This is a genomic window from Sphingomonas sp. LT1P40 (genome assembly GCF_036663835.1).
Classification (GTDB): domain Bacteria; phylum Pseudomonadota; class Alphaproteobacteria; order Sphingomonadales; family Sphingomonadaceae; genus Sphingomonas.
This window is the reverse complement of sequence record NZ_JAXOJT010000002.1, coordinates 113164-126434: the sequence shown is the minus strand read 5'-3', so window position 1 is coordinate 126434 and position 13271 is coordinate 113164. Positions and strand designations below refer to the sequence as shown.

12 protein-coding genes, 1 tRNA gene and 1 pseudogene are annotated in these 13271 nt (G+C 63.8%); 9 read left to right on the top strand and 5 right to left on the bottom strand.

The annotated features are described in order from the left end of the window. The first annotated feature begins 5 nt into the window (after positions 1-5). Positions 6-572: a cupin domain-containing protein gene (locus U1702_RS11970; protein WP_332724904.1), complete on the top strand. Its 567-nt coding sequence runs from the start codon at positions 6-8 to the stop codon at positions 570-572. Next, positions 573-1466, top strand: a complete 894-nt coding sequence (locus U1702_RS11965) for an NAD-dependent epimerase/dehydratase family protein (RefSeq protein ID WP_332724902.1) — start codon at positions 573-575, stop codon at positions 1464-1466. It abuts the gene before it with no gap. Between the two features lie 52 nt (positions 1467-1518). Here U1702_RS11965 and U1702_RS11960 read toward each other — a convergent pair whose 3' ends face one another. From U1702_RS11960 to U1702_RS11950, 3 genes are read right to left on the bottom strand one after another with little or no spacing between them, the layout of a single operon-like run. Continuing rightward, positions 1519-2469 carry a fumarylacetoacetate hydrolase family protein gene (locus tag U1702_RS11960; RefSeq protein ID WP_332724900.1) on the bottom strand — a complete coding sequence of 317 codons (951 nt, stop codon included), beginning with the start codon at positions 2467-2469 and terminating at the stop codon, positions 1519-1521. Next, complete coding sequence (locus tag U1702_RS11955; protein WP_332724898.1) at positions 2469-3626, bottom strand: alpha/beta hydrolase family protein; 1158 nt, start codon at positions 3624-3626, stop codon at positions 2469-2471. The genes U1702_RS11960 and U1702_RS11955 overlap by 1 nt, the downstream gene beginning before the upstream one ends. 2 nt (positions 3627-3628) lie before the next feature. Next, entirely contained in the window at positions 3629-4531 is a 903-nt protein-coding gene (locus U1702_RS11950; RefSeq protein ID WP_332724896.1) for a VOC family protein, read from the bottom strand. A gap of 131 nt (positions 4532-4662) precedes the next feature. Between U1702_RS11950 and U1702_RS11945 the strand changes: the two genes are divergently transcribed. Continuing rightward, positions 4663-5571 (top strand): LysR family transcriptional regulator, encoded by a 909-nt coding sequence (locus tag U1702_RS11945; RefSeq protein WP_332724895.1) that lies wholly within the window; start codon positions 4663-4665, stop codon positions 5569-5571. Between the two features lie 256 nt (positions 5572-5827). Here the strand turns inward: U1702_RS11945 and U1702_RS11940 are convergent, their stop codons facing one another. After that, the gene (locus U1702_RS11940) at positions 5828-5980 is read right to left on the bottom strand and encodes a hypothetical protein (RefSeq protein WP_332724893.1); all 153 of its coding nucleotides are present in this window, start codon (positions 5978-5980) and stop codon (positions 5828-5830) included. 56 nt (positions 5981-6036) lie between these two features. Here U1702_RS11940 and U1702_RS11935 point away from each other — a divergent pair. Continuing rightward, positions 6037-6279 (top strand): annotated as a pseudogene (locus tag U1702_RS11935) (putative glycoside hydrolase); the annotation flags it as partial. Here U1702_RS11935 and rtcR read toward each other — a convergent pair. Beyond that, positions 6276-7874: an RNA repair transcriptional activator RtcR gene (rtcR, locus tag U1702_RS11930; RefSeq protein ID WP_332724890.1), complete on the bottom strand. Its 1599-nt coding sequence runs from the start codon at positions 7872-7874 to the stop codon at positions 6276-6278. The pseudogene U1702_RS11935 and the gene rtcR sit on opposite strands and share 4 nt — an antisense overlap. A 274-nt stretch (positions 7875-8148) precedes the next feature. Here rtcR and U1702_RS11925 point away from each other — a divergent pair. From U1702_RS11925 to rtcA, 5 genes are all read left to right on the top strand, one after another. Further along, positions 8149-8221, top strand: a tRNA-Trp gene (locus U1702_RS11925). A 23-nt stretch (positions 8222-8244) separates the two neighbouring features. Continuing rightward, positions 8245-9792, top strand: a complete 1548-nt coding sequence (locus U1702_RS11920) for a vWA domain-containing protein (protein WP_332724888.1) — start codon at positions 8245-8247, stop codon at positions 9790-9792. A 649-nt stretch (positions 9793-10441) separates the two neighbouring features. Further along, positions 10442-11668 (top strand): RtcB family protein, encoded by a 1227-nt coding sequence (locus tag U1702_RS11915; RefSeq protein ID WP_332724886.1) that lies wholly within the window; start codon positions 10442-10444, stop codon positions 11666-11668. A gap of 35 nt (positions 11669-11703) precedes the next feature. Continuing rightward, complete coding sequence (locus tag U1702_RS11910) at positions 11704-12168, top strand: hypothetical protein (RefSeq protein WP_332724885.1); 465 nt, start codon at positions 11704-11706, stop codon at positions 12166-12168. Beyond that, a complete protein-coding gene (gene rtcA / locus U1702_RS11905; protein ID WP_332724883.1) occupies positions 12165-13190 on the top strand; it encodes an RNA 3'-terminal phosphate cyclase in 1026 nt (341 codons plus the stop codon). The genes U1702_RS11910 and rtcA overlap by 4 nt, the downstream gene beginning before the upstream one ends. The last annotated feature ends 81 nt before the right edge of the window (positions 13191-13271 follow it).

The window sequence follows — 13271 nt, the reverse complement described above, 5'->3', positions numbered from 1 at the left end:
ATTTGATGACCCCACCCGTTCGCCGTGTCGTGACCGGCCATAATTCTGCCGGTCAGGCGATCATTCAGGAAGACGGCCCGGCGCCGCGCGTGCAACAGATCGGTGGCCCGTCGGGGCCGATGTTTCACGAAATCTGGAATACCCCGGTTGTTCCTGCACCGATTGACGCAGCCTCTGGCGAACCTGCGGAACACGATATCAAGCTTGCGCCCCCCAAGGGCGGCACGCGCATCCGGGTCCTCGACATTCCGCCCGAGAATGACGAAATTCGTATGATGTCGCCCGAGGAGGCACGCGCGCATTTTGCCGAAGTCGGCGCGGGCGACGCATCCGCGCATCACATCGAGAGCAGCCGCCACGCATTGATGCATCGCACCGAAACGATCGATTACGGTATCGTGCTGGAAGGTGAAGTGGTGCTGATCGTGGACGAAGGCGAAACGACCGTCCGCGCAGGCGATATGGTGATCCAGCGCGGTACCAATCATGGCTGGTCGAACCGTTCGGATCGCAATTGTCGGATCGCGTTCATCCTGATCGACGGCAAGTTCGACGCCGATCTGAAACCGTAAATGCGGATTGCGATCACCGGCGCGGCGGGGTTTGTCGGCCTGGCCGTCGCGCGGTACGTCACTGACCATCATCCAGAGATTCAGCTGGTGCTGGCCGACCGGGCGTTCGACGTGCAACAGCGTTTCGAGACGCTGGCCGGCGAGCTGACCGATCCGGCGATGATCGGCGAGCTTTGCCGCGACGGGATCGACGCGGTACTTCATCTCGCGGCCTTGCCCGGCGGCGCGGCGGAGCGCGATCCACGGGCGTCGCGTGCGATCGGTCTTGATGTGCCGCTGGCACTGATCGAGGCGATGCACGGTCGCAGGCTCGTCATTGCCGGGTCGATCGGCGTATTCGGCGGGCAACTCCCTGCGCAGGTCGATGATGAAACGATGCCGGCCCCAGCCAGCGTATACGGCACGCATAAACGCATGGTCGAACTCGCCTTCGCCGATGCGATGCGGCGCGGTGCGATTGGCGGGATGGTGGTGAGGTTGCCGGGCATCGTTGCGCGGCCTGCGACGGCGGGCGGGTTCGGTTCGGCGTTTCTGAGCGATGTCTTTCACGCGGCGAGGGCCGGAACACCCTATCGCGTGCCGGTCGCGCCCGATGCGACCAGCTGGTTGATGTCGGTCCGCACCTGCGCCGCCAATTTGGTGGCTGCGGCGCTGGGCGAGGCGAGGGTTCGGGACGCGGTGACGTTTCCGGCGCTGCGCGTGCGGATCGGCGATCTGGTCGATGAACTCGGCCGTCATGGCGATACCAGCGGGCTGACCTTCGTCGAGGATAAGGCGATCCGCGCCATGTTCGGCAGCTATCCGCCGCTGGCAACCCCGCGCGCCGATGCATTGGGCTTTCGGCATGACGGGTCGCTGGAGCAGTTGGTGGAAGCGGTGTTCGCCGAGCTTTGACGCCGGGGGACATCCCTCCAGCCCACCCCCCTCTGAAAGGGAGGGGCTTTGGTTATCCCGGGACGACGCGCTGATCGATGACGCCGAAGGGCGAGACGCCGTCACCTGCACGCATTGCCACGCGGCTTCCGAATGAGAGGAACGGCGTTCTGGGCGCGCCATGGGCGATGATTTCGATCGCGCGGCGCTCGGACAGGCAGGTCGAGCCGACGGTCTCATGCTCAGGATTGGACACGGTGCCCGAGCCAATGATCGTCCCGGCGGGGAGCGAGCGCGAGCGGGCAGCGTGGGCGATTAGCTCGTGAAAGCCATAGCCCATCGCCGCGCCGCTGGGGCTGCCGAACCATTGGCCATCGACCTCGACCGTTAGCGGGAGGCAGACGCGGCCTTCACGCCAGGCATTGCCCATTTCGTCGGGGGTGATTGCGAAGGGCGCGACGCTGCACGCGGGCTTGGCCTGGATCCAGCCGAAACCTGTCTTCATTTCAACTGGCGCAATCGCGCGGAGCGACCAGTCGTTGATGAGCAGCACTAGGCGGACATGCTGCAACGCCTTTTCGGCTGAACAGCCCATCGGGACGTCGCCGGTGACGATCCCGAACTCACCCTCGAAATCGATCCCGTCGGCTTCGCTCGGCAACGGCACATCGGCGGTCGGGGCGAGAAACAAGTGGCTCATCCCCTGATACATCAGCGGCAGTTCGGTCTCGATCGGCGGCATGTTGAACGCCGTCTCCATCAACGCGCCGTGATTGGCGAAGGCCGAGCCGTCGAGCCATTGCCACGCGCGCGGTAGCGGGGCGGCGAAGTCATCGGGGGCGACGGTTTCGCCGGATTCGGCAGCGTGGGCGGCGGCCCGCAGTGCATCCTGCACCGCATCCCACTCGTCCAGCGCCGATTGCAGGGTGGCATAGCCCGGAACCGGGGCGACGCGCGCGCCGTCGGCGCTGACCACGACCAAAGTACCGTCGCGGCCGCCGCGCTTCAACGTGGCGAGGCGCATCAGGCGAGCCGCCCGCCCAGCGTATCGGCGAACCAGTCGGCGATATAGTCGCGGCCAAAGCTCATATTGTCGGCGCCGACATGCTCGACCCCGCCCTCGCGCTCGGTGAACAGCTTGAGTTCGCGGCGCGGCGAATTGACGAGCTGATCGTAGCAGTCATGCGCATAGTCGACGCTGATCTGGCGGTCCTTGGCACCGTGCGTGACCAGGAACGGCACCTTCACGCCGCCCATATGACCGTTAAGGTTCATGTTGTCGGCTTTGGCGAGAAATTCTTCCATCGTCTCGGCACCGAACGCCCACATGACATGCGCCCAGTAATGCGGCACCGGGTTTTCGCCCTCGCGATTGAGCCGCTTTTGCTGCACCTCTGCCCAATTGTGGTTCGCGCCCCAGCAGGCGCCGCTTGCAAAGCGCGGTTCATAGGCGACCGCGCGCGGGGCGAAATGCCCGCCGAGGGAAATGCCGGTCATGCCGATCCGTGCGGGATCGACGTCGCTCTGGGTTTCGAGCCAGTCGACCGCCTTGCTCGCCCAATTCTCGCTATGCGGGTCGACGGGGAGGTTCTGAAGACGCAGCGCCTCGCCGCTGCCGGGCTGGTCGACGCTCAGCGTCGAAATACCACGGCGCGCCAGCGCTTCGGGCAGGCGCGACCAGTAGAGCAGCTCCTTGCAGCTATCGAGCCCGTTGCAATAGACGACGACCGGATGCGGCCCCGGTCCGGCGGCGCGGGTGAACAGCGCGGGCATCGTGCCGGTCGCGAGCGGGATTTCCACGCGTTCGCGGTTGATCGAGCCGAGTTGGGTCGAACGAGCGAAGGTCGCCAGCGCCCGCGCATAGGTTTCCTGACGCCCCGGATGGCCATGACCCTGCATCCGCTCGGCGACGAGCAGATAGAGCGCGGCGCGCTCGAGCTTGTCCGAGGCCGAGAAGCCACGTCCGGCGGCATCGTCCTCGTCCGCCAGGCCGATCAGCCGGTCGGCCATCTCGACCCATTTCGCCATGAATTGCGGCGTGCCGGCATCCGATCCCGACGCGGCGGCATCCTTGATCGGCTGGCACATATCGACGATCTCGCCGATCCGCCCGCCGCTTTCGAGCGCGATCGCAACCGACAGGTTCCAGATATAGTTCGGGAAATACTCAAACAGCGCCATGATTATGCCTCGACCGGCTGGAACAGGCCCTTATCGGCCTCGGGATGCGGCATCGTCTGCGGGCCGCCGATGCCGACGCCCCATTGGTCCATCACGGTGGGTCCGGGCACATGCACCTGATCGACATGATGTTCGAAATCCACGTCCTCCAGCTCGGACGTATATTCGACCGCAAAGCCATTCGGTGTGGTGAAATAGCTGAACGTGTTGTTGCCCGCAGTGTGCCGGCCGGGGCCCCAGAGGATGTCGGTGCCGCGTTTGCGCAGCCGGCTGATGCCACGCATCATGTCGTCCACGGTCAGCATGTCATAGGCGACATGGTTGAGGCAGGGCGGCCCAGGCAAAAATGCAATCCGGTGATGCGCGCTGTTGCAGCGCAGGAAGCACATGAAGTCCCCCAGCCAGTCGCTGACGCGGAAGCCGAGCACATCGACGAAGAACTGCACCATCGCCTTGTGATCGGGCGAGTGGAGGACGATGTGGCTGATCTTTTGCGGCACCCCGTCCCAGCGCACCATCGGACGCGAGGTGCCACGTGCGACATCGCTCGAAATTTCGAACGGCAGGCCGTCGGGCGTGAAGAAGCGAAAGCCATAGCCGCCGCCGAAGCTGGTCAGGGCGCGCGGCGCGAAGATGATGCGACAGCCAGCGCCGATGACCTTGTCGTGCAGCGCATCGACATCAGCGCGGCTGTCTGCGGCGAGCGCGATCACATCGACGCGCTTTTCATCGGCCTTGCGCAAGCGAATGACGTGATGTTCGTCATGCCCTTCTGCGGCGAAATGGATCATGCCATCCTGTTGGCCGACCTCTTTGAGCCCCCACACGTTGCTGTAAAAGGCGTGTTCGGCGGCAAGGTCGGTAACGGCATAGCCGACAAAGCGGATTTCGGTGACGCGGCTCATTGGCAATCCTGCTCCAGAACGATCTGGCCGGTTCGCAGCCGGCGGTATCCGATCCTGATAGCCACCGCGCCTTCGATTGAAAAAGTTATTGTTTTGATCCATTTTCATTCATTGCGTGAATGGAGAGTACGGTGCGTTTCAAGGGTCTCGATCTCAACCTGCTCGTCGCCTTCGATGCGCTAATGAATGAGCGCAGCGTTTCGCGTGCTGCAGAGCGCGTGAATTTGAGTCAGCCCGCCATGAGCAATGCGTTGGCCCGACTACGCATTTATTTTGGCGACGAGCTTCTGATCGCGCACAGCAAACGCATGTACCCGACATCCTTTGCGGAAACCCTGCTGCCCCAGGTTCAGGCGGCGCTGGCGACGATGGAGGGGGTGGTCGCAACGTCCCGTCATTTCGCCCCCGCGAGTTCAAGCCGCACGTTTCGCGTGATGGCTTCTGACTATATCGCGACGGCAGTCCTGTTCCCGATCATCACTCGCCTGGCCCACATCGCGCCCGGCGTCCGCATCGAGCTGCTCCTTCCCAGCCAGCGGCGGATCGAATTGCTCGACAGCGGCGGTATCGACTTGCTCATCACGCTCCAAGCGTATCTGACGCCCGAGTTGCCATCCGATTTCCTGCTGGAGGATGAATATTGGCTCGTCGGCCGTACGGGCCATCCGGCATTGGTCACCGATGTCACGCTGGAACATATGCTGGCCTATGAACATGTCGTTGTGGCGATCGGTGAGGAGCGACTGCCCAGCTTCGGGGATGCCTATCTGGAACGGGTCGGGGTTCAGCGGCGCGTTGCAGTGACTGCACCTAATTTTGCGATGTTGCCGTGGCTGCTTCAGGAAACCGATTGGCTTACGCTGATGCAGGGGCGACTGGCGCGATTGATGGCCCGCAATTTCGCCATTGCGCTCATACCGCCGCCGGTATCCATTCCGCCCCTGATCGAGATGGCGCAATATCACGTGACCCGGGCCAACGATCCGGGCCTGCGCTGGCTCATCGACACCATTCGGACTCAAACCGCTCGACCAGGCTAGAAGCTTTGCGTTCACGATGTTTGCGCATGTCGCACGCTGGCCTGAGGCAGGACCATGGTGCCGCGCGGCGCCATTTCTATCCGTTCGGCGGGCTGGCGAAGACGGTCGGATGGATCGAGCAATATGCTGCGAAGGCGCTTCGCGGGCCTGTGCGGCGCGATCAGCGAAAGCTGTACGACGCAGCCGGAATTTCGAGTCATCCGCGCGGAAAGTCGGGCGCGATGCAAATGCGACAGGTGTGGAGCGAGATTTCGGTTTACTGGCTGATCGCGTGGGACAATCCCGCGACGCTGCCCGCTGCCCGCTGCCCGCTGCCCGCTGCCCGCTGCCCGCTGCCGGCCGTGCGCCGGATGCTCGCGGAGAATATCGTGCGCGACCGCAACCGCGCCTCGATCGCGATCTGGAGCATTGCCAACGAGACACCCGATTCGCCCGCGCGCAACGCGTTCCTGCGGACGCTCGCCGCCGGTCGTCGCGGTCTTTCTGTCGGGCCGGCCGATGTGGACGAATGCCGAGATCAACGCCGCCGACGCGTTCGGAGCATGGCAGCCGATCAGTATTCCGCTGCGCCGTTTCGGATCGGGCGGATTCGATCTGAAATCGGTCGAACGCCCCTTCAGGCTGGCGACGGCAGACGCGTTGACGCTGACGCTGTCGGATGTGCGGATTGGCCGGTCCGACACGCCGTCGGTGACCTGCGGCACCTAGCGGGCTGCGACACCGTTCCAGTCCAAGCCGAACCGCGCGAGATATTTGCGCAGCCGGTCGGCATCGTTAGCGGTGCTGCGACGGGTGCGGGAGGCAGCGAAGAGCGTGCGGCCCGCTTCGGAGAGCGAGCGGCTGGCGCGGCACACGCGGATCGTCTCGGCGAGCTGGACGCGATCGAACGGGTCGATGTCGGCGAGTGCCACCTCACTCAGCATTTCGGCCAGCACGCCTGCGCCGTCGTCGACCTGTCCCGACCATAATCGTTTCAGTCTCACGATTTCCGCCTCGACGCATTCCAGGTCGATGCGGCCTTTCGGGCTGAGCGTGGCCATGCGCGTGACGCTGGCGGCGAGGTCGCGGAAATTGCCGGGCCAGCGCGCGTCGGGCGCGGTGGCGAAGGCGAGGTAGCGCTGGCGGGCTTCCTTGTTGAAGCTCGCACGGTCGCCCTCGCGCTCGGCAAAGCGGTCGAGTTCATAGTCCAGATTAGGTTCGATATCCTCACGCCGCTCCGCCAATCCCGGCAAGGTGAAGGTCCACAGGTTCAGCCGCGCGTAAAGGTCGTCGCGAAACCGCCCCGCCGCGACCGCTTCACCCAGATCGCGGTTGGTGCCGGCGATCAGCTGGAAATCGGACGCCGCTTCCTTGTCCGACCCAACAGGCAGGAAGCGCTTGTCCTCGATCGCGCGCAGGATCATCGCCTGTTCGTCCAGCCCAAGCTCACCGATCTCGTCGAGGAACAACATGCCCTTGTCGGCGGCACGCAGCAGCCCGGGCCGGTCGGCGGCGGCACCGGTGAACGCCCCCTTGCGGTGGCCGAACAGCGCCGACATCGCGCTGTCGCCTTTCAGCGTCGCGCAATTCACCTCGACGAACGGCCCAGCGATCTGGTGCTTCAGGCGTTTGAGTTCATAAATGCGGCGCGCGAGCAGGCTCTTGCCCGCGCCGGTCGGCCCCATCAGCAGGATGGGTGCTTTCGAACGCAGCGCGACCTGTTCGATCTCGTCGATCATGCGGTTGAACGCGGCGTTATGCGTGTCGATGCCCGATTTCAGGAACGAGGTGCTTTCCGCACTGGCGACGGCGAAGCGCGTGGCGATGCTGTCATAGCGCGAGAGATCGAGGTCGATCGTGGTCCAGCGCCCCGGCGCGCCGCCATCGTCAGCGCGTTTGGCTGGCTGGGTCTGGAGCAGGCGGCCGGGCAGATAGCGCGCCTCGGTCAGCAGGAACATGCAGATTTGCGCGACATGCGTGCCGGTGGTGATGTGGACGAGGTAGTCTTCGACCTCCGGATCGAACGGCTCGGCGCGGGCGAAGTCCAGCAGCTTGCCGTAAACCTCCTCGAAATCCCACGGATCGGCGAAGTCGAGCAGGCGCAGTTCGACGGTCGTTTCGGGCGACACCGACATGATGTCCGCCGCGATCGAGTCGGCGAGCCGGGCATGCGGGGTGCCGTGGAGCAGCACGAAGCGATCGACGCGCAAATCCTCATGCATCGTTAGCGCGACCGAGGGCCGCCACTTGTTCCAGCGTGACGGTCCGAACTTGCTGGCGTCGAGCGTGGAGCCAAGGAACCCGATGACGGTTAGTGGTTTCATGGTTAGATCATAGGATAAGAAGCGATCTATGACGATAGTAAAATTGTGCCTCTGTATTCTTGTTGCCTACCGCTGTGCAATGCGATTGTGTATAAAATCACATTAAAACAATGATATAAAAGAATATCATTGCCTATCCCCTCAAATTGGCACGCCTCCTGCGATAGGGTTGGATGTCAGGCGGTGCGGTCGAACCACTGTCCGACAGGCGGAGCAGGGGCGGCCGGAATGGGCCGGTCGCCCCCGAACCCGCAGTGAATTGTCGTGGTTGCATATCGGTGAGCGCATGGGCGCGGTCTGGATTCCAAATCCACCACCTGCTGGTTCGATTCCAGCCACCGGTGCCACCCCGAATGAGAAAGGGAAGATCATGGCCAATAAGGGACTTTTCGCCTCGGCGATCGCAAAGCTGCTGCCGCGCACGGACAGCGTGAATCGCGAAGGCGCTCCGGCCTATGGCTATGGGCCGGAGGCGAAGCTGGCGCAGCTGGCCGCGACCGGCACGCTGGCGGACACATTTTATGGCGCGGCGGAGACGCAACTGGCCAATGTGCTGGAGGCCGCGAAGGCGGTCGATCCGTATTTCGTGGCGCAGGCGGCGATCTACGCCCGCACATCCGGTGCGATGAAGGACATGCCGGCATTGCTGGCGGCGTATCTGACGGTCGTCGATCCCGATCTGGCGGTTCCGGTCTTTGGACGGGTGATCGACAATGGACGGATGCTGCGCAACTTTGTGCAGATCATGCGTTCGGGGCAGGTCGGGCGCACCTCGCTCGGCTCGCGGCCGAAGCGACTGGTCCAGCTTTGGCTGGAGCAGGCCTCGATGCCTCAGTTGATGGCGGCGGCGACGGGCAAGGATCCGTCGTTGGCGGACATCGTGCGCATGGTTCACCCGCGTCCGGCGGATGCGTCGCGCAAGGCGTTTTATGGCTGGCTGATCGGGCGTCCTTATGACGTTGCCGCGCTGCCAGTCGAGATCGCCGCGTTCGAGGCGTGGAAGGCGGACAATTCGCTGCCGCTGCCGCCGGTGCCGTTCGAGTGGTTCACCGCATTCCCGCTTTCGGCGGAGAATTGGGCTGAGCTGGCGATGCGGATCGGGTGGCAGGCGCTGCGCATGAACCTCAACACGCTGGCGCGCAATGGCGCGTTTGCGGTGGAGGGGGTGACGCAGGCGGTTGCCGCGCGGCTGACGGATCGTGACGCGATCGCGAAGGTCGGCCCGATGCCCTATCAGTTGATGGTGGCATTGGGTCAGGCTGGCGAGGGTGTGCCGCTGGCGGTGAAGGAGGCGTTAGAGGACGCGCTGGAGTTCTCGCTCCGGAACGTACCAACGGTGCCGGGCCGGGTGGTCGTGTGCCCCGACGTGTCGGGGTCGATGACTTCGCCCGCGACCGGGTACCGCAAGGGTGCCTCGTCGAAGGTGCGGTGCATCGATGTCGCGGCACTGGTCGCAGCCGCGATGCTGCGCACCAACCGCGATGCCCGCGTGCTGCCATTCGAGCAGGACGTCGTGCGGATGAAGCTGGATGCCAACGCCCGTGTCGCCGTGAATGCGGCGAAGCTGGCGGGTGTCGGCGGGGGCGGGACGAATGTCTCGGCACCGCTGGCGATGCTGAATGCGGAGCGCGCGAAGGTCGATCTGGTGGTCATCGTTTCGGACAATGAGTCCTGGGTCGATGCCACTCGCTACGGCGCGACGGCGACGATGCGCGAATGGGACAAGCTAAAGCGCCGGAATCCGGATGCGAAGCTCGTCTGCATCGACATTCAGCCCTACGGGACGACGCAGGCCAAGGGGCGTGCCGACATCCTGAATGTCGGGGGTTTCTCCGACGCGGTGTTCGACACCGTCGCACGCTTTGCCACCGGCGAGACGCGCGATTGGGTCGAGGTCGTCAAGCAAGTGGAGATATGAAGAACAAGGGTCGTGGCGAATGCTGGTGGGACTACATCCAGGGACCGAAGCTGCGGGTTGTGCCCGCGTCGGTGAATGTCTCACCGAAACCTTGTCGCCACGACCCGCGAGAATATCACGGCGAATGCCGGTAGGACTACATGGTGTCGCGGGTTCGAGTCCCGCTCCGCGCAAGCGGGTAGCTCAGTGGTAGAGCATGTCCTCCAACATCTTGTCGCCGTGGCCAACAACATCATGGCGAATGCCTGACGGACTACATTGATTGCTAATCACCAGGTCGCGGGTTCGACTCCCGCCGGGTTTTCGGACCCGTAGCTCAGCGGTTAGAGCGGGAATGTCCGTCAAAATACTGGTCGCCATGACCAAACTCAATGCTGGCGAATGCCGGCGGGACTACAGGAGAGAGCACCTGCCGAAAGGCAGGAGGTCGGCGGTTCGACTCCACCCGCGGGAAACCGCGTAGCTCAGTAAAATGTCTCGCCACCGCTCGTCGCCAGATACTGACCGAAGCGCGGCGAATGCCAACGGGACTACACGGGTAATGGAGGGTTCGACTCCCTCGCCGGCCGCATACGCCGGAAAACGTCCCGTCACTCCATCGTCGCCGTGCCGAGGTTGCACTGATACGAATAGCGAAGAGGAGGTCGTGATGACCGAAGTGAATTACGACTACCAGCATGTCGAAGGCGGCGTGCCGATCAAGATGTGGACGCGCGGCGTACCGGTCGAGGATGGCGCACGCGCCCAGCTCGCCCGTGCGGCGCAGATGCCGTTCGTGTTCAAGCATGTGGCGGTGATGCCCGACGTGCATATCGGCATCGGCGCCACCGTCGGCTCGGTGATCCCGACCAAGGGCGCGGTGATTCCAGCGGCGGTGGGCGTGGATATCGGATGCGGCATGATGGCCGCGCGCACCTCGCTGGTGGCAAGCGATCTGCCCGACAATCTAGAGGGCATTCGCTCGGCGATCGAGCGGGCGGTGCCACACGGGCGATCGATGAACCGCAACAAGCGCGACACCGGTTCGTGGGGCGATCCGCCCCCGGCGATCGTCGAGGCATGGGCGACGCTCGTCCAGCGCTTCGACCGGCTGTGCGACAAGCATCCGCGGATGAAGAACACGAACAACCTCGTGCATCTCGGCACGCTGGGGACCGGCAACCACTTTATCGAGCTGTGCCTGGATCAGGACCAGCGCGTGTGGGTGATGCTGCATTCGGGGTCGCGCGGCGTGGGCAATGCGATCGGCACGTTCTTCATCGAACTGGCCAAGCAGGACATGCGCAAGTGGCACATCAATTTGCCCGATCAGGATCTGGCGTACTTCCCGGAAGGGACCGACCATTTCGACGACTATGTCGAGGCGGTCGGCTGGGCTCAGGATTTCGCCGCGCTCAACCGCCGCATGATGATGACCAACGTCATCCGCGCGCTGCGGGGCCAGATCGCCAAGCCGTTCGACGCGGAACTGGAGGCGGTGAACTGCCACCACAATTACGTCCAGCGCGAGAATCACTTCGGTGAGAATGTGCTGGTGACGCGCAAGGGCGCGGTGCGCGCGGCCAAGGGCGTGATGGGGATCATCCCGGGTTCGATGGGCGCGAAGAGCTTCATCGTGCGCGGGTTAGGCAACCCGGAATCGTTCGACAGCTGCTCGCACGGTGCGGGGCGCGTGATGTCGCGCACTGCCGCCAAGAAGCTGGTGACGCTCGACGAACACATCGCCGACACGGCGGGCGTCGAGTGCCGCAAGGACGCGAGCGTGATCGACGAGACGCCGCGCGCGTACAAGCCGATCGAGGCAGTGATGGCCGCGCAGGCCGATCTGGTCGAGATCGTCCACACGCTGAAGCAGGTAGTGTGCGTCAAGGGGTGACCCTTGGCGCGCACCGTCCCATTCCGGAAAACACCATGATGCATGGAGTCAATGAATGGCGTCAGGAGGGCCGTCTTTACCTTTGGCGCTACGCTAACCCGAAGCATGGCTGGCAATTCAGCGCCGACCCTGTTGGGTGTCGCTCAATCCGAAATCTGCTTGATCGAATGCGGGGCGGAGAGCCTTGCTATCGCACCTTGAAGCTGAACGCAGTGACCGACACGATACTCAATGTGCCCAATTATGGTCAGAAAGCTCACGGCCACTTTGAGAAAGTACGGATTGAGTATTTTCCGACCTTTGAGAATTTGCACATTGAGCCTGACGGCGACGCGCTGATCCTGACTACGGATGCAAGACGGGCGCATGCTTTGTCAGCGGCTGTCGCCGCTGTGGAAGTTGGTGACGGAGATTTCGGGATATCGCCCGCCAAGAAAGCGGCAAGCTGGATGTTCTGGTGGATGTCGGACATCAATTATTATGACGGGAAACGATTGTGATTATCATCGACGGATCGGAGGGCGAAGGCGGGGGGCAGGTCGTGCGCAATGCGTGCGCGCTGTCGCTCGTCACCGGGCAGCCGTTTCGCATCACCAATGTACGCGGCAAGCGCGAAAAGCCGGGGCTGATGCGTCAGCATGTTACCGCGATCGAGGCCGCGCTGGCGATCGGTGGCGCACATGCCGAGGGGGTGGCGGTCGGGTCGTCGGAGATCGCCTTCACGCCGGGGCGGGTGACGCCGGGCGAGTATCGCTTTGCGGTCGGGACGGCTGGAAGCACGGGGCTGGTGCTGCAAACCGTATTGATGCCGCTGTTGCTGGCGGATGGACCGTCGCGGCTGGTGCTGGAGGGTGGCACGCACAATATGCTGGCGCCGCCGTTCGACTTCATCGCGCGTGCGTTCGTGCCGGTGCTGCGCCGCATGGGTGCGCAGGTCGAGATGCGGCTGATCCGCCACGGCTTCTATCCGCGCGGCGGCGGGCGGATCGAGGTCGATATCGTGCCGGGTGAACTGACGCCGGTCGACTGCGTTGATCGCGGGTCGCTGACCGACGTGTCGGCGACTGCGTTGATCGCGGGCCTTCAGTTGGATATTGCCGAGCGCGAGATCGAAACGGTGCGAAAGCTGTTCGACTGGCCCGAGCGCGCTTTCGCCATCCGCGAGCTGCCCGCCGAATGCGGACCCGGCAATGCGCTGTTGCTGGAGGCGCAGTTCGAGCATGCGACCGAGATCGTCACGGGTTTCGGGCGGCTGGGCGTGTCGGCCCAGTCGTTGGCGAAACAGGCGGGGCAGCGCATGGCGGGGTTCCTCGCCAGCGATGCGTTTGCCGGGCCGTATCTGGCGGATCAGCTGCTGCTGCCGTTCGCGCTGAGCAATGGCGGGGCGGGCGGCGGCAGCTTTACCACCGTCAAGCCTAGCCAGCATGCCCGTACCGCTGCCGACATCATTCAGCGTTTCACCGGCCAGCGCTGGGTGTTCGAGCAGGCGGGCGGCAGCCATCTGGTGCGGTTGGCACGCTGACGCTACACCATGGATCATACCAGTTTCGCTGACTGGTATAATCACCACTTGAATCATTCATGCCAATTGATTAGTCCAATG